The sequence below is a fragment of the Flavobacterium croceum DSM 17960 genome, from assembly GCF_002917885.1.
Classification (GTDB): domain Bacteria; phylum Bacteroidota; class Bacteroidia; order Flavobacteriales; family Flavobacteriaceae; genus Flavobacterium; species Flavobacterium croceum.
Map to the genome: position 1 here is coordinate 55,273 of NZ_PQNY01000013.1, position 23,346 is coordinate 78,618.

General features: G+C 30.9%; 25 protein-coding genes and 3 tRNA genes. 14 read left to right on the forward strand and 14 right to left on the reverse strand.

Features of this window, described 5'->3' with window-relative positions:
• The first annotated feature begins 72 nt into the window (after positions 1-72).
• The 5 genes from pyrR (at position 73) to priA (ending at position 5,519) form a co-directional block, all read left to right on the forward strand.
• A complete protein-coding gene (pyrR, locus tag Q361_RS10335) occupies positions 73-606 on the forward strand; it encodes a bifunctional pyr operon transcriptional regulator/uracil phosphoribosyltransferase PyrR (RefSeq protein WP_103726659.1) in 534 nt (177 codons plus the stop codon).
• 24 nt (positions 607-630) lie between these two features.
• Complete coding sequence (locus Q361_RS10340; protein WP_103726660.1) at positions 631-1,557, forward strand: aspartate carbamoyltransferase catalytic subunit; 927 nt, start codon at positions 631-633, stop codon at positions 1,555-1,557.
• A gap of 35 nt (positions 1,558-1,592) precedes the next feature.
• A complete protein-coding gene (locus Q361_RS10345; RefSeq protein WP_103726661.1) occupies positions 1,593-1,922 on the forward strand; it encodes a ribonuclease Z in 330 nt (109 codons plus the stop codon).
• Positions 1,923-2,128: 206 nt separating this feature from the next.
• A complete protein-coding gene (locus tag Q361_RS10355) occupies positions 2,129-3,037 on the forward strand; it encodes a ribonuclease Z (protein WP_103726663.1) in 909 nt (302 codons plus the stop codon).
• A 40-nt stretch (positions 3,038-3,077) separates the two neighbouring features.
• Complete coding sequence (gene priA, locus Q361_RS10360) at positions 3,078-5,519, forward strand: replication restart helicase PriA (RefSeq protein WP_103726664.1); 2,442 nt, start codon at positions 3,078-3,080, stop codon at positions 5,517-5,519.
• Here the strand turns inward: priA and Q361_RS10365 are convergent.
• Positions 5,516-6,211, reverse strand: a complete 696-nt coding sequence (locus tag Q361_RS10365; protein WP_103726665.1) for a LytR/AlgR family response regulator transcription factor — start codon at positions 6,209-6,211, stop codon at positions 5,516-5,518. The genes priA and Q361_RS10365 overlap by 4 nt on opposite strands.
• Positions 6,212-6,376: 165 nt before the next feature.
• Here Q361_RS10365 and rpsF point away from each other — a divergent pair, with 165 nt between their 5' ends.
• From rpsF to ligA, 5 genes are all read left to right on the forward strand, one after another.
• On the forward strand, positions 6,377-6,715 hold the full coding sequence (gene rpsF / locus Q361_RS10370; RefSeq protein ID WP_103726666.1) for a 30S ribosomal protein S6: 339 nt from the start codon (positions 6,377-6,379) through the stop codon (positions 6,713-6,715).
• Positions 6,716-6,720: 5 nt separating this feature from the next.
• A complete protein-coding gene (gene rpsR / locus Q361_RS10375; RefSeq protein WP_103726667.1) occupies positions 6,721-7,017 on the forward strand; it encodes a 30S ribosomal protein S18 in 297 nt (98 codons plus the stop codon).
• A 73-nt stretch (positions 7,018-7,090) separates the two neighbouring features.
• A complete protein-coding gene (gene rplI, locus Q361_RS10380) occupies positions 7,091-7,528 on the forward strand; it encodes a 50S ribosomal protein L9 (RefSeq protein WP_103726668.1) in 438 nt (145 codons plus the stop codon).
• Positions 7,529-7,597: 69 nt separating this feature from the next.
• Complete coding sequence (locus Q361_RS10385) at positions 7,598-8,065, forward strand: DUF6495 family protein (RefSeq protein WP_103726669.1); 468 nt, start codon at positions 7,598-7,600, stop codon at positions 8,063-8,065.
• 34 nt (positions 8,066-8,099) lie between these two features.
• The gene (gene ligA, locus Q361_RS10390; protein WP_103726670.1) at positions 8,100-10,085 is read left to right on the forward strand and encodes an NAD-dependent DNA ligase LigA; all 1,986 of its coding nucleotides are present in this window, start codon (positions 8,100-8,102) and stop codon (positions 10,083-10,085) included.
• A gap of 88 nt (positions 10,086-10,173) precedes the next feature.
• Here the strand turns inward: ligA and Q361_RS10395 are convergent, their stop codons facing one another.
• From Q361_RS10395 to Q361_RS10415, 5 genes are all read right to left on the reverse strand, one after another.
• Positions 10,174-10,941: a HincII family type II restriction endonuclease gene (locus Q361_RS10395; protein WP_103726671.1), complete on the reverse strand. Its 768-nt coding sequence runs from the start codon at positions 10,939-10,941 to the stop codon at positions 10,174-10,176.
• Complete coding sequence (locus Q361_RS10400) at positions 10,938-12,560, reverse strand: Eco57I restriction-modification methylase domain-containing protein (RefSeq protein WP_103726672.1); 1,623 nt, start codon at positions 12,558-12,560, stop codon at positions 10,938-10,940. Before Q361_RS10400 ends, Q361_RS10395 begins: the two co-directional genes overlap by 4 nt.
• A gap of 286 nt (positions 12,561-12,846) precedes the next feature.
• Positions 12,847-12,920: transfer RNA gene (locus Q361_RS10405), tRNA-Arg, on the reverse strand.
• Positions 12,921-12,976: 56 nt separating this feature from the next.
• Positions 12,977-13,051: transfer RNA gene (locus tag Q361_RS10410), tRNA-Pro, on the reverse strand.
• An 8-nt stretch (positions 13,052-13,059) separates the two neighbouring features.
• Positions 13,060-13,143 (reverse strand) — tRNA-Ser (locus Q361_RS10415).
• Between the two features lie 267 nt (positions 13,144-13,410).
• On the opposite strand from Q361_RS10415, the gene Q361_RS10420 reads away from it, so the two are divergent.
• Complete coding sequence (locus tag Q361_RS10420; protein ID WP_103726673.1) at positions 13,411-14,589, forward strand: acetyl-CoA C-acyltransferase; 1,179 nt, start codon at positions 13,411-13,413, stop codon at positions 14,587-14,589.
• 10 nt (positions 14,590-14,599) lie between these two features.
• Entirely contained in the window at positions 14,600-15,361 is a 762-nt protein-coding gene (locus tag Q361_RS10425; protein WP_103726674.1) for a C40 family peptidase, read from the forward strand.
• A 67-nt stretch (positions 15,362-15,428) separates the two neighbouring features.
• Here the strand turns inward: Q361_RS10425 and Q361_RS10430 are convergent, their stop codons facing one another.
• The 3 genes from Q361_RS10430 to Q361_RS10440 form a co-directional block, all read right to left on the reverse strand.
• Entirely contained in the window at positions 15,429-15,947 is a 519-nt protein-coding gene (locus Q361_RS10430; protein ID WP_103726675.1) for a DinB family protein, read from the reverse strand.
• Between the two features lie 152 nt (positions 15,948-16,099).
• Entirely contained in the window at positions 16,100-16,582 is a 483-nt protein-coding gene (locus tag Q361_RS10435) for an Lrp/AsnC family transcriptional regulator (protein ID WP_103726676.1), read from the reverse strand.
• A gap of 59 nt (positions 16,583-16,641) precedes the next feature.
• The gene (locus Q361_RS10440) at positions 16,642-17,781 is read right to left on the reverse strand and encodes a M14 family metallopeptidase (protein WP_103726677.1); all 1,140 of its coding nucleotides are present in this window, start codon (positions 17,779-17,781) and stop codon (positions 16,642-16,644) included.
• A gap of 89 nt (positions 17,782-17,870) precedes the next feature.
• Here Q361_RS10440 and Q361_RS10445 point away from each other — a divergent pair, with 89 nt between their 5' ends.
• Positions 17,871-18,533: a spermidine synthase gene (locus Q361_RS10445; protein WP_103726678.1), complete on the forward strand. Its 663-nt coding sequence runs from the start codon at positions 17,871-17,873 to the stop codon at positions 18,531-18,533.
• Here Q361_RS10445 and kdsB read toward each other — a convergent pair.
• The 3 genes from kdsB to Q361_RS10460 all read right to left on the reverse strand — a co-directional run bounded on the left by kdsB (position 18,517) and on the right by Q361_RS10460 (position 20,644).
• Positions 18,517-19,260: a 3-deoxy-manno-octulosonate cytidylyltransferase gene (kdsB, locus tag Q361_RS10450; RefSeq protein WP_103726679.1), complete on the reverse strand. Its 744-nt coding sequence runs from the start codon at positions 19,258-19,260 to the stop codon at positions 18,517-18,519. The two genes, Q361_RS10445 and kdsB, sit on opposite strands and share 17 nt — an antisense overlap.
• 84 nt (positions 19,261-19,344) lie before the next feature.
• Positions 19,345-19,947, reverse strand: a complete 603-nt coding sequence (locus tag Q361_RS10455) for a PAS domain-containing protein (protein WP_103726680.1) — start codon at positions 19,945-19,947, stop codon at positions 19,345-19,347.
• A gap of 91 nt (positions 19,948-20,038) precedes the next feature.
• Positions 20,039-20,644, reverse strand: coding sequence for a PAS domain-containing protein (locus Q361_RS10460; RefSeq protein ID WP_103726681.1), 606 nt, complete (start codon positions 20,642-20,644; stop codon positions 20,039-20,041).
• 323 nt (positions 20,645-20,967) lie between these two features.
• On the opposite strand from Q361_RS10460, the gene Q361_RS10465 reads away from it, so the two are divergent.
• Positions 20,968-21,534: a DUF4126 domain-containing protein gene (locus tag Q361_RS10465; RefSeq protein WP_103726682.1), complete on the forward strand. Its 567-nt coding sequence runs from the start codon at positions 20,968-20,970 to the stop codon at positions 21,532-21,534.
• On the opposite strand, the gene Q361_RS10470 is transcribed toward Q361_RS10465, so the two are convergent.
• Positions 21,526-22,812, reverse strand: a complete 1,287-nt coding sequence (locus Q361_RS10470) for a cryptochrome/photolyase family protein (RefSeq protein WP_103726683.1) — start codon at positions 22,810-22,812, stop codon at positions 21,526-21,528. The two genes, Q361_RS10465 and Q361_RS10470, sit on opposite strands and share 9 nt — an antisense overlap.
• A complete protein-coding gene (locus Q361_RS10475; protein WP_103726684.1) occupies positions 22,812-23,273 on the reverse strand; it encodes an SRPBCC family protein in 462 nt (153 codons plus the stop codon). The genes Q361_RS10470 and Q361_RS10475 overlap by 1 nt, the downstream gene beginning before the upstream one ends.
• Positions 23,274-23,346: the final 73 nt, after the last annotated feature.

The following is a 23,346-nucleotide window of genomic DNA, read 5'->3' on the forward strand; positions in this document are numbered from 1 at the left end:
AAAACGTAACAAGCTTTTTTTGTACAGTATAAATACGTATTTTTACACACCAAACAGCACACTTCTTTATTTATGAGTCAAAAAGTATTACTCAGTTCCAAAGAAATGGCAATTATGCTACAACGTTTGGCTTGCCAATTGGTAGAAAAGCATGCCGATTTTTCAGAAACTGTATTGATAGGCATACAACCTAGAGGCACTTTTCTAGCCAATAGAATTCAGAAAATATTGCTTGAAAAGTATGCTATTCAAAATCTAAAGTTAGGTTTTTTAGACATTACTTTTTTTCGAGATGATTTTAAACATTCTGTAAAACCTTTGGAAGCCAATAAAACCCAAATTGATTTTTTGGTCGAAAATAAAAAAGTCGTTTTTATAGATGATGTTTTGTATACAGGCAGAAGTATAAATGCGGCACTTACGGCAATACAATCTTTTGGGCGACCAAAATCGGTAGAATTATTAACACTTATTGACAGAAGATTTAGTAGGCATTTACCCATACAACCCGATTATAAAGGCAAGCAAGTAGATGCTATTAATAATGAAAAAGTAAAAGTTTCTTGGCTAGAAACACAAGGCGAAGATGCTGTATTTATTATTTAAAATAACACAACAAACTACCAAACCATGTCTGAATTATCGGTAAATCATCTTTTAGGAATTAAATATTTAAAGAAACAAGATTTAGATTTAATTTTTGATACAGCCGCACATTTTAAAGAAGTAATAAATAGACCAATAAAAAAAGTTCCATCTTTGCGCGATGTAACGATTGCTAATATTTTTTTTGAAAATAGCACCCGAACCAAACTTTCTTTTGAATTGGCACAAAAACGACTTTCGGCAGATGTAATTAGTTTTTCTGCGGCACAATCATCTGTAAAAAAAGGAGAAACACTTATAGATACTGTAAATAATATTCTTTCGATGAAAGTAGATATGGTGGTTATGCGACATTCACACGCTGGAGCAGCTCATTTTTTGGCAAAAAATGTAAATGCAACAATTATTAATGCGGGCGATGGAGCGCATGAGCATCCTACACAAGCATTACTAGATAGCTTTACAATTAAAGAAAAATTAGGAGAAGTTGCAGGAAAAAAAATTGTTATTGTTGGCGATATACTGCATTCGAGAGTAGCGTTGTCAAATATTTTTGCTCTAAAAATGCAAGGAGCAGAAGTAAAAGTTTGTGGACCAAAAACACTTATTCCAAAGCATATAGAAAGTTTAGGTGTTACCGTAGAACCCAATTTAGCCAAAGCACTTCATTGGTGTGATGTAGCAAATGTATTAAGGGTTCAAAACGAAAGATTAGATGTAAATTATTTTCCTTCTACAAGAGAGTATGCTCAACAATATGGTATTACCTCAGAATTGTTGGAAACTTTAAATAAAGAAATTGTAATTATGCACCCTGGGCCCATCAATAGAGGAGTAGAACTTACATCAGAAGTTGCCGATTCATCTCACTCTGTTATATTAGAACAAGTAGAAAATGGAGTAGCGGTGCGCATGGCAGTTATTTATCTTTTGGCGTCTAAACTAAAGTAGAATTTGTAAATTAGCATTTTAATATTATCTGTTAAATGAAAGTAGAAAAAAAGCATCAATGTACTGTTTTAAAAGATACACAAGAACTTGTTTCTGTATTTTTAGAGAAAGTAACACATGAGTATCAAACATTTCATAATGACAATTTAGTACTCGATATTTCAAAAAAAGAGATTTCCCTCGATGACATTAAGGCATTTTTACCATTACAAAAAACACATAAAAAAAATAAAAAGTCATTGGTAATCGTAGCGTCAAACATCGATTTTAATAAAACTCCTGCTCAACTTACTGTGGTTCCAACTTTGCAAGAAGCTTTTGATATTATTGAAATGGAAGAAATAGAGCGCGATTTAGGATTTTAAAATAAGTAATTTATGAACCCAAAAATTATACTTTACGGCAACGCTATATTGTTGTTTTTTTTTACATTTTTACTAGCGTCACAACTTATAATAGGTATTAAATCGGGCAATTTTGATTGGTTTAAAATCGTTTTGTTTTTTACCGCATTACTATTCTCTCTATTTACGATTGTAAAGTACGCTAAAATTATCAATAAAGATAAATCTTGAAAATTACAATTCTTGGCTGTTATGCCGCTACTCCGCGTACCTTTTCCAACCCAACATCGCAAGTTTTGGAGATAAAAAATCATACTTTTTTAATAGACTGTGCAGAAGGAACACAAGTGCAATTAAGAAAAAGTAAGGTAAAGTTTTCAAAAATCAATCATGTTTTTATTTCACATTTGCATGGCGATCATTTTTATGGGCTTATTGGTTTGATTTCAACTTTTATGCTTCTTAATAGAGAAAACGATTTGCATGTTTATGGTCCAAAAGGCATTAAAGAAATCATACTTTTACAACTTAGAGCATCGGGTTCTTATACAGGCTATAATTTGTATTTTCATGAATTGGTTTCAAAAGAATCAGAATTGTTGTTTGAAGATGAAAAAGTTATTGTAAAAACAATTCCGTTGCAACATAGAGTCTACACGAATGGTTTTTTATTTTTAGAAAAAAATACAGAACGCAGACTTAATTTTGAAGCATTAGCAAGTTATAATATTGATAAACTATATTTTAACAAGTTTAAACAAGGAGGTGATATGGTTTTGGAAAACGGAGTAATTATTCCAAATGCTCAATTAACATTTAATCCCATTGCTCCAAAAAGTTATGCCTATTGTAGCGATACAATGTATACCGAATCTATATTACCAATTATAGAAAAAGCAACGGTATTATACCATGAAAGTACATTTTTGGAATCTGAGAGTCATTTGTCTGATAAAACAATGCATAGTACCGCAAAACAAGCAGCACTTATAGCCAAAAAAGCACAAGTGCAGCATCTTATACTGGGGCATTATTCTACACGATACAACAATATAGAAATGTTTAAAGAAGAAGCCAATACTATTTTTCATTCTGTACATTTGGCAGATGATGGTAAAGAGATGGAGTTTATTTAAATTTGTCAATAATAGTATTTTTTAATAGCAAAAGCAAAGTATGTTTTTTATAGAAGTTGTTTTACCTCTGGCTGTTGCTAAAACTTTTACATATCAAGTTTCTCAAGCAGAGTATGCTTTTGTGCAACAAGGTATGCGGGTGGCTGTGCCTTTTGGAAAAACAAAAATATATACAGCACTTATTCTCAATAAGCACCAACAAGAACCTTTGCTCTATCAAGCCAAAGAAATACATCAAATATTAGATACTGCTCCTGTTGTTACATCTATACAAATACAGCATTGGCAATGGATTTCAGAATATTATATGTGCTCTTTAGGAAAAGTCTTTAAATGTGCTTTACCTTCGGCGTTACTATTGGAAAGTGAAACAATTATTTACTCCAATCAAAGTGCAGAAAATTCTCAAGACCAGCTCACAGATGATGAGTTTTTAATACTAGAAGCTTTATCTTTTCAAACACAATTAAAAATTGAAGATGTAGCTTCTATCTTGCATAAAAAAAATGTTTTGCCTGTAGTACAAATTCTTATTCAGAAACAACTTATATCTGTAAAAGAAGAATTGCAAGAACTATTTAAACCTAAACTAATTAAATACATTAAACTTCATGATAATTATGCTACCGAAACAGCATTATCAGAGCTTTTAGACACTTTAAAAGGAGCAAAGCAAAAAGAAATTATTCTGTATTATTTTCAATTAAAATCTACACAAAAAAAGCCTATTGCAGCTAGCCAAATAACCCATGTTTTACCTGCATCTACTTTGAAAACTTTGGTAGAAAAAAACATATTTGAAGAATACTATGTTCAAGAAGATAGAGTTTCTTTTACATCGAGCAACAATGTAAATAATTTGCTGTTAAGTACTGCTCAACAGAAAGCTTATGAAGAAATAGGTAATAATTTTCAGAATAAAAATGCTGTATTATTACATGGAATTACAGCATCAGGTAAAACAGAAATTTACATAAAACTTATTAACGATTGCTTACTGCAAAACAAACAAGTTTTATTTCTTGTTCCCGAAATCGCGCTTACCACACAACTTGTATCTCGATTAACGGCCTATTTTGGAAATTTGGTTTCGGTATTTCATTCAAAATATTCAAATAATGAAAGGGTAGAAGTTTGGAATAATTTGCTTGCCAATTCCGACAAAAGTAAAATAATCATAGGTGCGAGGTCGGCTCTATTTTTACCTTTTCAAGATTTAGGTTTAATTATAATAGATGAAGAACACGAACCCTCGTTTAAACAAACAGATCCAGCACCAAGATACCACACCCGTGATGCAGCAATGGTTTTGGCTTCTAGTTACAAATCGAAAGTTTTACTAGGCTCTGCAACACCTTCTATAGAAACGTATTACAATGCTCTTTCTGGCAAGTATGGATTGGTAACTTTATCTGAAAGGTATTCTAAAACCCCTTTACCCGAAATAGTGCTTGTAGATTTAAAAGATGCTTATTTTAGAAAAAAAATGACAGGGCATTTTAGTTCTTTATTACTAGACGAAATAGCACAATCACTTGGTTTAGGAGAACAAGTAATTTTATTCCAAAATAGAAGAGGTTTTGCACCCGTTTTAGAATGTATTACTTGTGGCCATGTTCCTCAATGTCCTAATTGCGATGTGAGTTTAACCTACCATAAGTTTAAAAATCAATTGCGTTGTCATTATTGTGGATATGCTATAGCAAAACCTACAAATTGTCATGTTTGTGCTTCGGTAGATTTGTCTACAAAAGGTTTTGGTACAGAACAAATAGAATTAGAATTGGCAGAATTGTTCCCAAATGCTAATATTAAGCGTATGGATCAAGATACAACTCGAGGTAAAAATAGTTTTGAAAACCTTATACATGCTTTTAAAAACCGTGAAATAGATGTTTTGGTTGGTACACAAATGTTGGCAAAAGGTTTAGATTTTGATAATGTATCGTTGGTTGGAATTATGAATGCAGACAATATGCTTTATTACCCCGATTTTAGAGCCTTTGAGCGAAGTTATCAAATGATGACGCAAGTTTCGGGTAGGGCTGGTAGAGGAGAAAAACAGGGCAAAGTAGTTATTCAAACCTACAATCCGTTACACAATATTATTCAGCAAGTAAGTAACCAAGATTATTTGGGTATGTATAAAGAGCAGTTATATGAACGTCAAATATTTAAGTATCCGCCTTATTGTAGGTTGGTAAAATTTACCCTAAAAAATCGTGATTACGAAAAACTAAAAGAAGCATCTTTTTGGTTGTATAATGTATTAAAACAACATTTGGATATACCTGTTTTAGGGCCAGAAGAACCCGCTGTTTCCAAAATAAGAAATGAATATATACGAACAATTTTAATAAAACTACCTTATTCAAACCAATTAATAGTTACAAAAAAAACTATTCAGAAAATTCTAAATAGTTTTGAAACAATTTCTCAATATAAATCGGTTAAAATAGCAATAAATGTAGATTTTTATTAAGATAATGATAGTGCCTTGAGTAACCCTTCTTTTTTATTTCTGCTTAATGGAATTTTTGCGTCTCCAATTTCGGCATATTTGCTGTTAAATTTTTGAACCTTGTTAATATTGATGATAAATGACTTGTGTACACGTACAAACTTATCTTTGGGCAATTCACTTTCAAAAGATTTTAGTGTAGAAAGTACAAGGTTTGAATCTTCTTCGGTAACTACTTTTATATAGTCACCATAAGCTTCAATCCATTTTATTTTATTTACGTATATCTTTAAATTTTTAAGGTTACTTTTTATAAAAATAAAATCTCCATCATCTTCATGAATGTCATTTTTAAGCGCATATAAATCCAATGCTCTTTTTACAGCAGCATTAAAACGTTCTAAAACAATAGGCTTTTGCAAATAATCAGTAGCTTCATAGTCAAACGCCTTTACGGCATACTCTGCCTTAGAAGTGATAAATATAATTTGAGGTTTTGTTTTTAAACCATCAATAAAATCAAATCCGCTAATAACGGGCATTTCGATATCCAAAAACACCACATCGACTTGATAAACAGTTAAACAATTTTTTGCTTCAATAGCATTAGAAAAATCACCAATTAAATTCAAATTAGGATGATTTGTAACCAATTTAGCTATTATCATTCTTTGTAAAGAACTGTCATCTACAACTACACAATTTAATTTCATGGATTATAATTTGTATTAAAACACTGTAAAAATAAAAGATAAATTTGATATTAAGTAACTTTATCGATGTTTTTTGTCGTTTGACGAATTAATACTACAAACAATAGTGCTCGTTTAAAAAAAATGTTTACATTTGCACCCAATTTAATATAAATAAGATTTATTATGAACAATTATGAAACTGTTTTCATCTTGAATCCCGTTTTATCTGAGCAACAGGTAAAGGAAACAGTAAGCAAATTTGAGGATTTTCTTACTTCAAAAGGAGCCAAGATGGTAGCTAAAGAGGATTGGGGTCTTAAAAAAATGGCTTATGAAATCCAACACAAAAAAAGTGGCTTCTATCATTTATTTCAGTTTGAAGCAGCTGGAGATATTATTTCTTCATTTGAGACTGAATTTAGAAGAGACGAGAGAGTTATGCGTTTTTTAACAGTAACGTTAGATAAACACGCAGTATCTTGGGCAGAAAGAAGAAGAGAAAAACTAAAATCTAAAGCGTAAAAAGTATGTCTACAATTGAGCAATCAGCAAAAGGAAAAAAAGACGGAGATATTAGATATTTAACGCCTTTAAACATTGAAACAAACAAAGCAAAAAAATATTGTCGTTTCAAAAAATCTGGAATAAAATATGTAGATTACAAAGATCCTGATTTCTTATTGAAATTTGTAAACGAGCAAGGTAAAATACTTCCTCGTCGTTTAACAGGAACATCTTTAAAATACCAAAGAAAAGTTTCAGTAGCAATTAAAAGAGCTCGTCATTTGGCTTTAATGCCTTATGTAGCCGATTTGCTAAAATAATTATTAAAGAACAAGTTGTTGGTTTTCGTTTTTTTCGAAACCTAACTTCTCATATTAAAAAAGGACAACAACAATGGAAATTATCTTAAAACAAGACGTTCAAAATTTAGGATTTAAAGATGATGTAGTAACCGTAAAACCTGGTTATGGTCGTAACTTTTTAATCCCACAAGGTTTTGCAACATTAGCAACTCCATCTGCGAAAAAAGTATTAGCAGAAAATTTAAAACAAAGAGCTTTCAAAGAGCAAAAAATTGTTAATGATGCTAAAGCTATTGCTGAAAGTTTGAAACAATTGGATATCAAAATTACAGCAAAAGCAGGAGGTGAAAAATTATTTGGTTCTATTACAAATATAGATATCGTAGCGGCTTTAGAAAAAGCAGGTCATTCTATAGATAGAAAATTTATTACAAGTGGTACTATTAAACGTTTAGGTAAATATAATGCTACAGTTAGACTTCATAGAGAAGTTATTGTAGATTTACCTTACGAAATTGTTGCAGAATAAGTAATAACAAAGTATATAGCAAAAAACTCGTCTTTATGACGAGTTTTTTTGTTTACACAGAAAATATTTATGAAATATTCAAGATTAACGAAAGAACAATTTGAAGCTTTGCATCAAGAGTTTTCCAATTTTTTAGCTTCTCAAAAAATAGATAAAAAAGAATGGGATATCATAAAAGAAGAAAAACCAAATATTGCCGAACAAGAATTGGATGTTTTTTCTGATTTGATTTGGGAAGGCGTATTACAAAATACTGCATTTTTGGAGCATTTTTCTAAACAGCATATATTTTTAATACAATGCTTAGAAAACGAGATGGAATCTATCATATTAAAAACGAATGTAGATATCGATTTTACTACACAACAAGGTTTACTTTGGCTCGATTCACATTTAAGTTCCGATGATTTAGAAATTATTAAGGGCTCAAAAAAATATAGTAAAGAACGTAGTTTAGAAATTTTTGAGTTTATTAAACAAGGAGCCAATATTAGCAAAGGAGAAATTTATAATAAATTGAAGAGCACTTTAAAATAATATTTTTGTAAATTTCGGTTATAAATTTTCGGACATGGACATTCAAAAAAAAATAGAGCATTTACGCACAGAAATAGAGCAACATAATTACAATTATTATGTATTGGATATGCCGACTATTTCAGATTTTGAATTTGATGCAAAACTTAAAGAACTTATTGAACTTGAAAATCAATATCCTGAATTTTTTGATGAAAATTCGCCCACACAGCGTGTAGGAGGTGTTGTTACTAAAAATTTTGAAACTGTAGTACATGAAAAACGAATGTACTCATTAGACAATTCATATTCTAAAGATGATTTGTTTGATTGGGAAAATAAAATTCAAAAAATACTAGGAAATGTACCATTACAATACACCTGCGAACTTAAATATGATGGCGCTTCTATTAGTATTACTTATATAAATGGTAAATTGTACAGAGCAGTTACACGCGGTGATGGTTTTCAAGGTGATGATGTTACAACGAATATAAAAACTATAAAATCAATTCCATTACAATTAAAAGGTAATTTTCCCGAAAAATTTGAGATACGTGGAGAAATTATTTTGCCTCTCAAAGGTTTTGAGAAAATGAACAAGGAACTTATCGATTTAGGTGAAATTCCGTATTCAAACCCAAGAAATACTGCATCAGGAAGTTTGAAATTGCAAGATAGTAAAGAAGTGGCCAAACGCCCGTTAGATTGTTTATTGTATACTGTAGTAGGAGAAAATTTGCCTTGTACTACACAATTTGAAAGTTTAGAATCTGCACGAACATGGGGATTTAAAGTACCCGAGTTTTCCAAGTTGGCAAATACTATGAACGACGTATTAGACTTTATTTCGTATTGGGATAAAGAACGACATAATTTACCGTACGAGACAGATGGAGTTGTTATTAAAGTAAATCAGTTTCTATATCAGCAAGAATTAGGGTATACAGCCAAATCTCCTCGTTGGGCTATTGCTTATAAGTTTAAAGCTGAACAGGTTACTACTACACTAAATAGCATTGCATACCAAGTAGGTAGAACAGGAGCAATAACCCCTGTAGCAAACTTAGAACCCGTACAACTTGCAGGTACCATTGTAAAGAGAGCCTCGTTGCACAATGCAGATCAAATAGAAAAATTAAATTTGCATATAGGAGATGAAGTTTTTGTAGAAAAGGGTGGAGAGATTATTCCTAAAATTATTGGAGTTGCCAAAAGAAATTCCAATTCAGAACCGATAGTTTATATAACGAATTGTCCCGATTGTGGTCATAAATTAGAACGTAAAGAAGGCGAAGCACAACATTATTGCCCAAATTATTACGAATGTCCACCACAAATTATAGGACGAATTGAGCATTTTATTTCGAGAAAAGCAATGAATATTGATGGATTGGGCGGAGAAACAGTAGCCTTACTCTACAAAAACAATTTAGTGAAAGATTATTCTGATTTGTACACACTCACTATACAAGATATTGTTCCTTTGGAACGAATGGCTCAAAAGAGTGCAGAAAATTTAATTAACGGAATTGAGGCATCAAAATCTATACCTTTTGAAAAAGTTTTATTTGCTTTAGGAATACGATATGTAGGAGAAACCGTAGCCAAAAAATTAGCAAAGCATTATAAAAATATTGATGCACTATCGCAAGCTACCGAAGAAGAACTTACAAAAGTAGATGAAATTGGAGCTCGTATAGCGCAAAGTGTACTAGAATTTTTTGCAAATACACACAATATTGATATTATTTCAAAATTAAAATCATTTGGAGTACAATTTGAAGTAAAAGAAGACAACTCTTTAATTTCTAATAAATTGTATGGTAAAATATTTGTTGTTTCTGGTGTTTTTGAGAAATTTTCACGAGACGAGTTAAAACAATTAATAGAATCAAATGGGGGTAAAGTAGGTAGTTCAATTTCAGCTAAGACAAACTATGTTGTAGCCGGAGAAAATATGGGGCCAGCCAAATTGGAAAAAGCAAACCAACTAAGTATTCCTATTATTTCTGAAACTGAATTTGAATCATTGTTATAATGTTTCTCGGCTTGTTGTACTTAGTTTTGTGTAGTTGCCTTGTGCGTTGATAACCCAATTACTCCAAACTTTTGTTTAAGTGTCGTTGTTATTTGATGTATTTTTCAAACGGCATTACAAACTTCGTAATCATATCGTCTGCACGTTTTTTGGCTTGTGCTACGAAATGTTTCAAGTAAGATTTAGCCCAACTTTCCATACTTCCATTAAACGATTGGTCTAAGTCGCTAACGTGAAATTGAATTTGCATTGCGGCTGCCCAATTTATATAAAGATTACCTGGTTGTGCTTTAAACAAACAGGCGAAATGTGTGTCGTAACAAACTAATTTATCGTTGTCCAACAGCCAATCAATTTCAAAATAGTTAATTGTAAAATCGTTAAACTCTTTGTTTTCTATCATTTTAGCACAAACTTGCGCTAACTTAAATGCAGAAATAATGTTTGGTGGTTGTGCCGATTTTGAAATATTACGAGTTTTAATGTCAATGATTTCGTAAAAACCATCTTTCACTACTAAAATGTCGGCTGTATCATTTTGTTTTTCGTCAAATGGATTTTCAATACTCCATTTGTCTGTTGCATTCTTTCCACGACTTAGTAAAAACAAAACAGTTGGCGAATTAAATAATGCTTGTCTTGCTTGAAAACCAATTACGTTAGGATTTTTGCTAAACAGGTCATTCAAATATTCGTATTGACGAAACGTGTTTTTTGGAAATTGCTTTTTGATTTCAGCGTATACATGTTTGTCAAACGGTTCACCTGCTGCGTGTCCAGACAATGTTCCAGATAGTGGTTTAGGAACAGAAGTTCCTTTTAAATTCTTTGCTAACTTGGTATAATTTACATTCATTTAATTTTAAAAAGTTGATTAAATAATGGATTTATTTTTGAAAACAACTTTTTGTCTTTGTTAGTCAAAAATTGTTGAGTAATATGAGTAATAGAATTATGTATTAAAACTTCATCTTCGTTGTTCCAATCAATTTTTCTGAATGGAATACTTGCAATCGGTTTTTCTGAAAATTCAACAATATTTCCTTTTACAATTCCATTACATTTCAGCCAATCAAAAATTATTGGTTGATTGAGATAAGCCAAAATGTATTCAATACTTTCTTTGGTTTCAGATTTTTTGAAAATTGCTGTTACATCTTGTGTTGGGAAAACATCACCTTCAACGAGTGCAAAACGAAAATAATTTTTATTAGAAATTCTTTCTTTACAAGGCACAAAAATTCTTTTATCAGGCTTGCTAAACAAATTGAAATTTCGCAAGAAAACCCATTCCCAATAATTTATTATTCGGTTGTATTGGTAGCGTTTTTCTAAATCCGTTTTGTATTTTTGAAAATGTGAATAGTAATTTGGATATGTTTTTTGAAATTCATTTTCCTCTAAACCGTCTTTGATGAAAATGTATTTGGTAATGTTTTCAGCAAAAAAAGGAATCAAATCTTTTGCTTTAACTACGTTAATTGTAGCTAATTTTTCTGCACTGTTTAGTTCGTGTCCATTTACTTGAAATGCCTTATCAAGCCCACTAACAAGTCCATTGCCGATGTCACAAACTTCGCCAATAGTCTGAAAATCAATTTTTTCTTCCTCAAAAAAACTAATTAAAGAAGTCGGATTCTGTTTTTGGCAAACAGTTTCTAGTATCTGTAATTCTTTGCGAATTTCATCACTTTGCAATATCCAACGCTCATTGGTTTTGAATTGTGAAACTTGCAAATATTCTGAGTCTTTGAATGGGATTTGATGCTGTAAATTTTTTAGTGTTTCAGAAGTAAGTTTTTTATTTGCGTAGAATTTTGCAACCTTAATACTTTGACCTCGCTCGGCACAAGATTCACCAGTTTTCTGTTTACTTTTTACAAACTTAAAAATGACAATTGATACCGTTACTTTGTCAAAAATTGGCGTTTCGTTGAAATGGTAAATTTCTTTAAAATAGCCATGTTGAACCATATAATTGCGAAGCGTTATAGAATGAGTTGTATTCATCCAATATTCAGGACATATAAAAATCAATTGCCCATTTTCGTTTAGTAATTCAATAGATTTAAGAATGAAAATATAGAGATAGTCGCAAAGCGAATTAAAGTATTTGTTCCAAATTGGATTTAATGAAAGTTCTTGTTTTAGTTCTTCTTCTAAATTTTTCCACCGTATATAGGGCGGATTTCCGATAATTAAATCAAACTTATCATTAATGTTTGCGGAAACAAAACTTTCGTAACGAACAAACTTAAATTCGGTTGCTAAATCTTGATCAATTTCGTAAGCTGTCAAGTTGTTGTATCCCTTTTTTTGTAAGATTTCTAAGAAAATTCCTTCGCCGCAAGAAGGTTCTAAAATTTTTGAGTTTGCAGAAATTTCAGCCAAACCAACCATAAAGTCAGCCACTACCTCTGGTGTAAAGTATTGACCAAATTTGTTTTTACTACGCTGTTTTACTGCTATTTCCATTTGTTATTTTGTTCTGTCTAAATTACACTTTTTTCGTTTTGCTCTGATATGGATTGTCAAAAAAATACTGAAATTTGTAGGTTGTAAGGTAAGTATCTAAAATGTCAGAAAATAAACATATAGTAAGCGCATTTTTTATAAAATAGTATCAAAATAACGTATACGAATTAGTTTTTATTTAAGACGTTAGTTTAGTCGTCAATTTTATGCAAAAATGTGTAAACTAGAAGTAATTTATACAAAATAGTAAAAAACAAAAAACCCCGTAAATACGGGGTTTTTCGTGTGATCCAATCAGGATTCGAACCTGAGACCTACTGCTTAGAAGGCAGTTGCTCTATCCAGCTGAGCTATTGGACCTTTACTTTTAAGGTAAAGGATTACTGCTTAGAAGGCAGTTACTTTTGTTTACATTGTCGGGGTGGCAGGATTCGAACCTGCGACCTCCTGGTCCCAAACCAGGCGCGATGACCGGGCTACGCTACACCCCGAAAAAAAGCGGAGAGACAGGGACTCGAACCCTGGCATCGGTTACCCGATGACAGATTAGCAATCTGCTCCGTTACCACTCCGGCACCTCTCCTAAATTTTACAATAAATTGTAGAACTTCTGCTTTTAAGCGGTTGCAAATGTAGAATAAGAAGTTAATATTTACAAGTATTTTTACTCTTTTTTTATTGTTTTTTTTTAAAACAAATAGAACTGTATAATTATCAGTAAAATAGCAATAGATAAACAAATCTTTTGGCTTTCAAAAAATAATAAAAAGCTAGTTTTCTTTATAATTCTATTAAAAATAGTAGTTTTGTAGTTATCATTTAAAATAAAAACAAACAAAAGATTTAAAATATGAACAAAAAAGTAGTTATAGTATCTGCAGTTAGAACACCTATAGGAACTTTTATGGGTGGACTTTCTAGTGTTTCTGCTACCAAACTTGGTGCTGCAGCAATTAAAGGAGCTTTAAATAAAATACAGTTAGACCCAACTTTAGTAGATGAAGTGCTTATGGGAAATGTAGTTCAAGCAGGCGAAGGGCAAGCTCCAGCACGCCAGGCAGCTTTGTACGCTGGTTTACCCAATACAGTTGCGTGTACTACAGTAAATAAAGTATGTGCTTCGGGAATGAAAGCTATTATGCAAGGAGCTCAAGCTATTATGTGTGGTGATGCTGAAATTGTAGTTGCAGGTGGTATGGAAAATATGAGTCAAATTCCTCATTATGTACATTTAAGAAATGGCGTTAAATTTGGTCCAACATCTTTAATTGATGGTTTACAAAAAGACGGACTTACAGATGCTTATGATAATAATGCTATGGGGGTATGTGCAGATATGTGTGCTAAGGAATATAATATTTCTAGAGAAGATCAAGATAATTTTGCTATTCAATCATACAATCGCTCGGCTACGGCTTGGGAAAATGGCAATTTTGATGCTGAAATTGTACCTGTAGAAGTTCCTCAACGTAAAGGAGATCCTATAATTGTGGCTAAAGATGAAGAATATACTAATGTAAGATTAGATAAAATTCCTACTCTTAATGCTGTTTTTACCAAAGATGGAACAGTAACTGCCGCCAATGCTTCTACAATAAATGATGGGGCTGCAGCTTTGGTACTTATGAGCGAAGAAAAAGCATTGGAACTTAATTTAAAACCATTAGCATACATAAAAAGTTATGCCGATGCAGCTCAAGAACCACAATGGTTTACAACAGCTCCAGCCAAAGCACTTCCAAAAGCTCTAGACAAAGCAGGAATTACTATAGATGATGTTGATTATTTTGAGTTTAATGAAGCTTTCTCGGTAGTAGGCTTGGCAAACGCCAAAATTTTAGGTCTATCAAATGATAAGGTGAATGTAAACGGAGGTGCTGTTTCATTAGGGCACCCACTTGGATGTTCTGGTGCCAGAATCGTAGTTACACTTATCAATGTGTTGCAACAAAATAATGCAAAATTAGGAGCTGCTGCTATCTGTAATGGTGGTGGTGGTGCATCTGCAATTGTTATAGAAAGAGCTTAAATTAATATTGATGTTTGCCATTTGTAATTTATCTATTGTTCCATTAAGAGCAGAACCTTCTGATAAAAGTGAAATTGTTTCTCAAGTTTTATTTGGAGAACATTTTCAAATTGTAGAAACATTAGAAAAATGGGTAAAAATCCATTTACATTATGACGACTATGAAGGTTGGATAGATAGTAAACAATATCAAGAAATTGCAAAAGAACAATTTGAATTATTAAGTAATCAGCCTATCATATTAAACGGAGATTTGGTTGAATATGTTGTAGATGCTCATCATAAAATGTTGCCTATTACACTAGGAGCTACGCTTAATTTTTTAAAGGATGAAACCATCAATACGAGTAAATTTGAGTTTGAAGGCTACAAAATTACGGGTATATTACCTAAGTCGCATTTAGTAACTACAGCGATGCAATACTTAGAAGCTCCTTATTTATGGGGAGGAAAAACCCCTTTTGGTATTGATTGTTCTGGCTTTACACAAATGGTTTACAAACTCAATGGCTATAAACTTTTAAGAGATGCTTCGCAACAAGCTACACAAGGAGATGTGCTTAGTTTTATTGAAGAAAGCGAGCCTGGCGATTTAGCATTTTTTGATAATGAAGAAGGAAATATTATTCATGTAGGCATAATTTTGGAAAATAATTACATTATACACGCTAGCGGAAAAGTAAGAATTGACAGGCTTGACCATTTAGGTATCTTTAATGTAGATACCCATAGGCACACCCATAGATTGCGAGTTATAAAAAAGATAATTTAAAATTAATAGACTGTTTAATTTTCAACATCTAATGAAATAAAAAGCCTCATTATATGAGGCTTTTGATTTATAAATATCTTTCTTCAAATATTTTTTGATGGTGATTTTGATGTCCTATTATAACAAAACCCAATGCTCTTACAGATATATTATTGTTTGATGCAATTCCAGAATACAGTAATTGCTCATTGGTAAATGATTTAAATAATAACAAACTAGAGTGTCTTACAGCCGAATATTCGGTAAGTAACTCCATAATACTACGTTGGTTTGCGGTTGAGTTTAATACATAATAATCTTCATCAAAGCCTGATAAAACTGTAGCGTCATATCGAGCAAAACGAAGTGCTCTGTAGGCAAATATTCTTTCAGCGTCTATCAAATGCTGAATAATTTCTTTAATAGTCCACTTCCCTTCGGCATAGCGATAATCAAATTTATCCATGGGAATATCTTGTACAAATTTTATAAACCTATGTATCGAGATTTCTAATTCTTCTACTAAAGTATATTCATTAGAAACTGATGCAATATAATTAGCATAAAAATTTGAGTATTCATTGGGAATCAAGTCGTTTATTTTCATAAATGTGAATAATTTTAGTTTTACATATTTCTATATAATATAATAGTTTATAATTGATTTCAATAGTTTAAATCAATAGTCAGAGTTTGAAATTTAAGGATATAAAAAACCTCAAGTATTTTTACTTGAGGTTTTGTAAAGATTTTTTTCTATTAAATATCTTTGAATATCGTGTGCATTAAACGTTTTTTATCGTTGATACTTTCTTCTAGCGATATCATAGTTTCAGTTCTGTAAACTCCGTCAATATCGTCAATCATAAAAATAACATCTTTAGCATGTTTTGTATCTTTGGCTCTTATTTTACAAAAGATATTGAATTTTCCAGTAGTAACATGAGCCACTGTAACAAAAGGTATTTCGTTGATACGTTCTAAAACAAATTTGGTTTGAGAAGTATTATTTAAAAATACACCTACATAAGCAATAAAAGAATAGCCAAGTTTTTCATAATCAAGTGTTAAAGAAGATCCCATGATGATACCTGCATCTTCCATTTTTTTTACCCTTACATGAACAGTACCTGCAGATATCAATAATTTTTTTGCTATATCGGTAAAGGGTACTCTAGTATTATCAATTAGCATATCCAAAATTTGATGATCTACTTCATCTAAACGAAACTTATTACTCATGACTTGTATATTTTATATTTGTTTGCTGATAAAAATTTTATAAATATATAAAAAATGTATTATATTATTAAACCATTAACAAAAAAAGTTGATTTTCCTATCGAAAAATCGGCTTTTTCATCGATTATTGGTATATTTTTTAAATTGTCAGAATAGGTCATTTTGTGTGCATTATAAACTACATGACCGTATTTACCTTTTAATTCTCCAATATCAGAAATGTAGGCTTGTAATTCTACATTTTCATCAATTAACACTTCTTTGTATTGCACTGCAAAATTCGTAATTATTTCGTTATCATCATAATTTATTTTAACATTTTTATAAATAAAATCGAAAAAAACGACTTCATTTTGAGGAATATTCAAATATTGTTCCAAATCATTAGCAACTATATCGTTTTCGGGAAAATTCAATAAACCTTGTACAAGTGCTATAAAAACTATTTTTCTAGAAAATTCTCTATGGTAATCATTTTGATAATGTCCGGCTTCAAAAAGTATTGTGGGTATTTGCAAAGCAGTACAATAATCACCAATACAATTGATATTAAATCCGTCGTCAAATCGACCTACTTGATTTGGAATATGCTTTTGTAATTCGGTATTCATTTGGTTTATAATAGCAATTGCCTTTAGGCGTGTATCATTATATTCTCTTGCCTCATTATACGATGGAGCCAAAAAAGATATGGTTGCGGGTTTGGGTTCGACACCTACCCCAAAAATTGTACGTTGATCGTGTAGGTTATAGCAATAATTTGGTTTAAATTTTAAAATAATTTCATTTAAAACTTTACTTTCTGGTTGCGATAGCTGTACAGAATCTCTGTTAAGGTCTACATTATTGGCATTTACTCTCGTATAATTTTTTGCACCATCTGGATTTACCATGGGTAAAAAACCAAAAGTAAAACGCGATAAAAGGTTTTGAGCACTTTGGTGATTGGAATGTAAATACTGTAAAAAATCGAATAACGCTTTGGTAGTTGTAGTTTCATTGCCATGCATTTGCGACCACATTAATATTTTGGTTTTTCCGCTTCCAACTTCAAGAAAATAAATAGGGTTATCACACACTGATTTTCCTACTATTTGAGTAGGATATTTTTGCAATAACGGATTAATATGATCTAAATGAATGTATCGACCAAACAAACTATGTTCTTTAAAGTTTTTATGTAATGCTATATAATCCATATCTTTTTGTGAGAGAAATTTCTCTGTATTATTTATTACTTTACTTTTGTGTAAATTTATTACATCTTATTTTATCTTACTATACATTTATGATAAAGCAATTGCTAAGTTACATTTATCCCATTATTATATCTAAAAAAAAATCTGTTGTAAACGGTACTCTAGAGGTTACTTGGAATAATGGCGAATTGGTTTTGGATAGCAAAAATACCAATTATTCTTATGGTAGCTTACAGCGTATTTTACGCAAAGGACTTAAATATATTGGTTATGATAGAATAAAAAGCTATAAGTCTGTATTGGTGCTAGGTGTTGCAGGAGGTAGTGTTATTAAAACATTATTGAATGAAATTAAGTTTTCGGGAAAAATAACAGGTGTCGAAATAGATACAGAGGTTATTAATTTAGCCAATAAATATTTCAAAATTAATGAATTACCTCAAGTTGAAATTGTAAACCAAGATGCATTTGAATTTATTTTAAAAACAACGACTACTTACGATTTAATTATTATTGATATTTTTCAAGATACCAAAATGCCAAACTTTCTATTTGAAGAGTTTTTTATCAATAAAGTAAATAATCATTTAAATACCAATGGTTTTATTCTTTTCAATACGATGGTTATTTCTGAAGATGATAAATTAAGAAACCAAAAATATAAGAGTATGTTTGGTCATGATTATTCTATAAGAATGTATCCAAAAATTGAAGAGCACAACGAAATTTTTACAATTAAAAAGTTGCGTTAGTTTGTATAAATTTTCGTGCTTTTTCTAAATCTTCTAGCGTATCTATACCTATACCAACATGCTGTGTTTCAATCATTTTTATACGTTTTCCAAATTCTAAATAACGAAGTTGTTCTAGTTTTTCAGATGCTTCTAGAGATTTCATTGGCAACCTTGAAAAATCCAATAAAGCTTGTTTTCTAAAAGCATAAATGCCTATGTGCTGAAAATAGCGTACTCCAACATTGGTTTCACGCGGATAAGGAATAACAGATCTTGAAAAATAGAGTGCAAAATTGTTTTGATCTACAACTACTTTTACATGGTTTGGATTTTCAATATCGTTTTGGCTGGTAATTTCTCGCATTAAAGATGCCAAGTCTATTTGATTTGTAACATCATTTTTAAAAGTATTTATAAGTTCTACGAGAGGAGCTTTATTAATAAAAGGTTCGTCTCCTTGAATATTTACAACAATATCTACATCGATATTTTCTATAGCCTCTGCAATACGATCGCTGCCACTTTCATGTTGCTTTTGGCTCATAATGGCTTTTCCTTTTCTAGATAGTATTTCGTTTAATATTAGCTCCGAATCTGTAACGACAAACACATCGTCAAACAAATTACTTGCAACAGCAGCTTCATAGGTTCTCGTTATCACAGGTTTTCCATGTAAGTCTTGCATTAGTTTTGCAGGTAGGCGGGTAGAGGCGTAACGAGCAGGGATAACAGCAATTATTTTCATGATTTTTTTTCAAAAATATAAAAAAAAACTGTAGTAAATTTTAATGACTACAGTTTTGATGTTTAAAATAATTTATAAATTTAATTATGAAAAGAAACGGGCAAAGAATCCTTTTTTCTCTTTTACTGGGTTGGTAGATTTATGGTATTCAGACATAATATCTTGAATGTACTCTATGTATGTTTTTTTCTTTTCTTCAAGAAAACCTTTTAAATATTTTTCGCTTGCATCAACACCACTTACGGTTTCTATTTGTAAAAGTCTTTTGTACAAAGGTTCTATATATTTTGTTACAACTTCGGCAGGAACTGCTTTTCTTCTACTAAAATAATTTAAAATTTTACCATTTTCATCTTTAGCAACTTCAAAATCGGTAATTACCCAATAGTATCTTCCTGATTTTGCCATATTTTTTACAATACCATGAAAATTGTTTCCTTTTTTCAATTCATCCCATAAGTGTTTAAATATTACTTTAGGCATATCGGGATGACGAATAATATTATGAGGTTGTGACATAAGCTCATAATCTTCATAACCACATACATCAATAAATACTTCATTTGCATATTCTATCCTTCCAAGAGGGTCAGTTTTACTCATAATAGTTTGAGTTTTATCCCAAGACACCTCTTTATCTATTGGTACTGGTCTTTGCAATTCGAATTTTGGATGATTTTCACTCATAACTTATGTATTTAATTTTACCTTAATGTTACATTAAAGTAATAATGGTTAATAAATCAGCCTAAAATGAATATCAATTTTATAAATTCAATTACGAAAAAAATCTAGCAAAAAAACTTTTTTTGTTTTTTGAATCAGAGTTAGACATTTTAGTGTAAGAAGAAACTATATCTTGAACAAAATCAATATAAGATTTATTTTTTTCTTCTAGATAACCTTTTAAATATTTTTCACTCGCATCAATACCGCTTACAGTTTCTATTTGCAAAAGTCTTTTGTACAAAGGCTCTATATATTTTGAAATTACTTCTTCTGGTACAGATTTTCTTCTTCCAATATAATTTAAAATTTTACCATGATCATCTTTAATCACCTCAAAATCGGTAATTACCCAATAATATCTACCTGATTTTGCCATGTTTTTAACTATAGCATGAAAATTATTACCTTTTTTAAGCTCATCCCAAAGACATTTAAAGATTACTTTAGGCATATCTGGATGACGAATAATGTTGTGTGGTTGTGAAATCAATTCATAGTCTTCATAACCAGAAACATCAATAAATGCCTCATTAGCATATTCTATTCTTCCTAATGCGTCTGCTTTACTCATTATAACTAATGATTTATTCCAAGACACTTCTTTATCTACAGGTACTGGTCTTTGGATTTCGAATTTAGGATGATTTTGACTCATAATTTTGGGTTTTATTTTTCAAATTTAATATTAATAAGCGATTTACACAATTTAAATCCCTTTTTTTGGTTTTATTTTTATTTGATTTCGTAATTTTTAAATATATTTCAGTTTTTTATAGTAAATTAATTTTAAATGGTAAAAATTTAACTTTTAAATTTTATTTATTTTAAAATGAATAATAACTATTTAGTAAGAAAAATATTATATTTTAAAAAAATAGTTACATTTTAGCGACTAATTTTGTATTTTAATTCGCTGTTTTACTCGTATAAAATAGTCTTTTTTATCCAAAATTAATTTGTAAGTTTGATAAAAAAAGAATGAATATAGATGTATTAATTTCAATTTGCATAGGAATAGGATTAGCATCTTCTACAGGATTTAGAGTTTTTTTGCCTCTATTTTTATTAAGTATTGCATCGCACTTTCACTTTATTTCATTAACAGATTCACTTTCTTGGCTGGGCAACCCTATTAGTGTAGTGGTTTTTGGAGTAGCGATGCTAGTAGAAATTGTGGCTTATTATATTCCTTTTGTTGATAATCTACTCGATACCATGGCTGTACCTCTTGCTACTATAGCAGGTTTTTTGGTAATGTTTGCTACGAGTGTTCATTTAGATCCTACTTTGGCTACAATAATATCACTCATTGCAGGCTCTGGAACCGCAGCTGCAGTACAAAGTTTCACAACTGTAACGCGTTTAGGTTCGTCTGTAAAAACTGGTGGTTTGGCAAATCCTATAGTAACCACCACCGAAACAGGTAGTGCTTTGGCATTAAGTTCTTTATCGATTTTTTTACCCATTGTTGCAGGTGTGGTGGTAGTAATTTTACTGTTTGTTTTGGTGCTTTTTTATAAATATTTAAAAAGAAAATTATCCTAATGCTTTTTTATACGTAAACAAGCATTTTTCTCTAGCCGCTTTATGCTCTACTATAGGTTGTGGATAATAGGGAGTACCAAATTCTGGAATCCATTTTTTAATATAGCGCAAATCTTTATCAAACTTTTTTACTTGTTCTTCGGGATTAAATATTCTAAAATAAGGTGCTGCATCAACGCCGCTTCCTGCTGCCCATTGCCAATTACCTACATTACTAGCTTGTTCATAATCGAGTAATTTAGTAGCAAAATAAGTTTCGCCCCAACGCCAATCTATTAATAAATGTTTACAAAGAAAGCTTGCTACAATCATTCGCACTCTATTGTGCATATTGCCTGTAGCATTCAACTCGCGCATACCTGCATCTACAAAAGGATAGCCTGTTTTTCCTTGACACCATTTTTTAAATTTTTCTTCGTCGTTTTCCCAAACTATAGCGTCATACTGAGGTTTAAAACTTTTTGAAATAGTATGAGGGAAATGCCATAGTATTTGCATAAAAAATTCCCTCCAAATCAATTCGTTTAAAAATGTTTTATTTTGATGTTTTTGTACTTGTTGTACTAGTTGCCTAATCGATATTGTACCAAAACGAAGGTAAACTCCTAGTTTTGATGTGCCTTCAAGAGCAGGAAAATCTCTTGTACCTTGGTAATTATCTATTAACTGATTGGTAAGAGTATAGCTCGGAATTGTAACAGCACTTTTTTGAAATCCTATATCATTGAGTTGCAAAAATGGGTAATGGTGTGTCGCTATTTTATATAAATAGGCTTCGGAGTTGTAATTAGGTACTGTTGTGTTTTCTAAAGTAGCTTTCCATTTATTAGAATAGGGCGTATACACTACATAGGGTTGTTGATTATCTTTTACAATTTCGCTTTTTTCAAAAATCACCTGATCTTTTGAGGTAAAAAAAGCTATGTTGTTTTCCGAAAAAAATGAATTAAGTTCTACATCTCTTTTTCGAGCATAGGGTTCGTAGTCATGGTTGGTGTATACTTTTTCGATCTTGTTTTCTTGTATTAATTGAAGAAAAACAGCTTTGGGCTCACCATAAAATACTGCTAACGATTTGTTTTTTTTTGAAAGTTCATTGTTAATGTGCTCCAATTGTTGATGTATAAAATCTACACGAGCATCATCTTTTTCTAAAAGATTTAAAATATTTGTATCAAAAATAAATATAGGCAATACTGCATCACTGTGTAGTAATGCGTGATACAAACCTGCATTATCTGTTAATCTTAAATCGCGTCTAAACCAAAATATTGTCATTATATTGTACCAAAAAGTTCTACCAATTTATCTGTTCTATATTTAAAAATTTGCTCAAGTTTCGGTTTTACGAGTATAGGATGCACTAAGGTTCCCATAAATCCGAAAGGTAATTTATAATCTACAATATCAATCATTTCTACGCCATTATCTACGGCTTTAAAAAAGTGTTTATGATGCCACAACGCATAAGGCCCAAAACGTTGTTCGTCTACAAAATATTGTTTATCAATAACATGGGTAATTTCTGTAACCCACTTTGTACGAATGCCCAATAGTGGTGAAACCCAATATTGGATTATCTGTCCTGGAAACATTTTACAATCTGCCCCAGATATTATATCAAACCCCATATAATCGGGTGTAATAGTTTTTAAATTTTTTGGATCTGAAAAAAAGTCCCAAGCCGTATCCAAATCTATTGGTAAATATTGTTTTGATTGTAGTTGATATATTTTCATATTAGAAATTTTTTACAAATTTACAAATTTGTTTAATGTATCTAATAAATAATTAAACAAAAAAAGTACCGAT

What these genes read in the sequence shown, in the direction of transcription:
- Q361_RS10435 (WP_103726676.1), bottom strand. Translation starts at nt 16,582, where the DNA reads ATGAGTAATAAGTTTCGTTTAGATGAAGTAGATCATCAAATTTTGGAT.
- Q361_RS10340 (WP_103726660.1), top strand. Translation starts at nt 631, where the DNA reads ATGTCTGAATTATCGGTAAATCATCTTTTAGGAATTAAATATTTAAAG.
- Q361_RS10470 (WP_103726683.1), bottom strand. Translation starts at nt 22,812, where the DNA reads ATGACAATATTTTGGTTTAGACGCGATTTAAGATTAACAGATAATGCA.
- Q361_RS10385 (WP_103726669.1), top strand. Translation starts at nt 7,598, where the DNA reads ATGAAATATTCAAGATTAACGAAAGAACAATTTGAAGCTTTGCATCAA.
- rpsR (WP_103726667.1), top strand. Translation starts at nt 6,721, where the DNA reads ATGTCTACAATTGAGCAATCAGCAAAAGGAAAAAAAGACGGAGATATT.
- Q361_RS10345 (WP_103726661.1), top strand. Translation starts at nt 1,593, where the DNA reads ATGAAAGTAGAAAAAAAGCATCAATGTACTGTTTTAAAAGATACACAA.
- Q361_RS10465 (WP_103726682.1), top strand. Translation starts at nt 20,968, where the DNA reads ATGAATATAGATGTATTAATTTCAATTTGCATAGGAATAGGATTAGCA.
- Q361_RS10400 (WP_103726672.1), bottom strand. Translation starts at nt 12,560, where the DNA reads ATGGAAATAGCAGTAAAACAGCGTAGTAAAAACAAATTTGGTCAATAC.
- rpsF (WP_103726666.1), top strand. Translation starts at nt 6,377, where the DNA reads ATGAACAATTATGAAACTGTTTTCATCTTGAATCCCGTTTTATCTGAG.
- Q361_RS10420 (WP_103726673.1), top strand. Translation starts at nt 13,411, where the DNA reads ATGAACAAAAAAGTAGTTATAGTATCTGCAGTTAGAACACCTATAGGA.
- rplI (WP_103726668.1), top strand. Translation starts at nt 7,091, where the DNA reads ATGGAAATTATCTTAAAACAAGACGTTCAAAATTTAGGATTTAAAGAT.
- Q361_RS10460 (WP_103726681.1), bottom strand. Translation starts at nt 20,644, where the DNA reads ATGAGTCAAAATCATCCTAAATTCGAAATCCAAAGACCAGTACCTGTA.
- Q361_RS10425 (WP_103726674.1), top strand. Translation starts at nt 14,600, where the DNA reads ATGTTTGCCATTTGTAATTTATCTATTGTTCCATTAAGAGCAGAACCT.
- Q361_RS10475 (WP_103726684.1), bottom strand. Translation starts at nt 23,273, where the DNA reads ATGAAAATATATCAACTACAATCAAAACAATATTTACCAATAGATTTG.
- priA (WP_103726664.1), top strand. Translation starts at nt 3,078, where the DNA reads ATGTTTTTTATAGAAGTTGTTTTACCTCTGGCTGTTGCTAAAACTTTT.
- Q361_RS10365 (WP_103726665.1), bottom strand. Translation starts at nt 6,211, where the DNA reads ATGAAATTAAATTGTGTAGTTGTAGATGACAGTTCTTTACAAAGAATG.
- Q361_RS10430 (WP_103726675.1), bottom strand. Translation starts at nt 15,947, where the DNA reads ATGAAAATAAACGACTTGATTCCCAATGAATACTCAAATTTTTATGCT.
- ligA (WP_103726670.1), top strand. Translation starts at nt 8,100, where the DNA reads ATGGACATTCAAAAAAAAATAGAGCATTTACGCACAGAAATAGAGCAA.
- Q361_RS10440 (WP_103726677.1), bottom strand. Translation starts at nt 17,781, where the DNA reads ATGGATTATATAGCATTACATAAAAACTTTAAAGAACATAGTTTGTTT.
- Q361_RS10395 (WP_103726671.1), bottom strand. Translation starts at nt 10,941, where the DNA reads ATGAATGTAAATTATACCAAGTTAGCAAAGAATTTAAAAGGAACTTCT.
- kdsB (WP_103726679.1), bottom strand. Translation starts at nt 19,260, where the DNA reads ATGAAAATAATTGCTGTTATCCCTGCTCGTTACGCCTCTACCCGCCTA.
- Q361_RS10445 (WP_103726678.1), top strand. Translation starts at nt 17,871, where the DNA reads ATGATAAAGCAATTGCTAAGTTACATTTATCCCATTATTATATCTAAA.
- pyrR (WP_103726659.1), top strand. Translation starts at nt 73, where the DNA reads ATGAGTCAAAAAGTATTACTCAGTTCCAAAGAAATGGCAATTATGCTA.
- Q361_RS10455 (WP_103726680.1), bottom strand. Translation starts at nt 19,947, where the DNA reads ATGAGTGAAAATCATCCAAAATTCGAATTGCAAAGACCAGTACCAATA.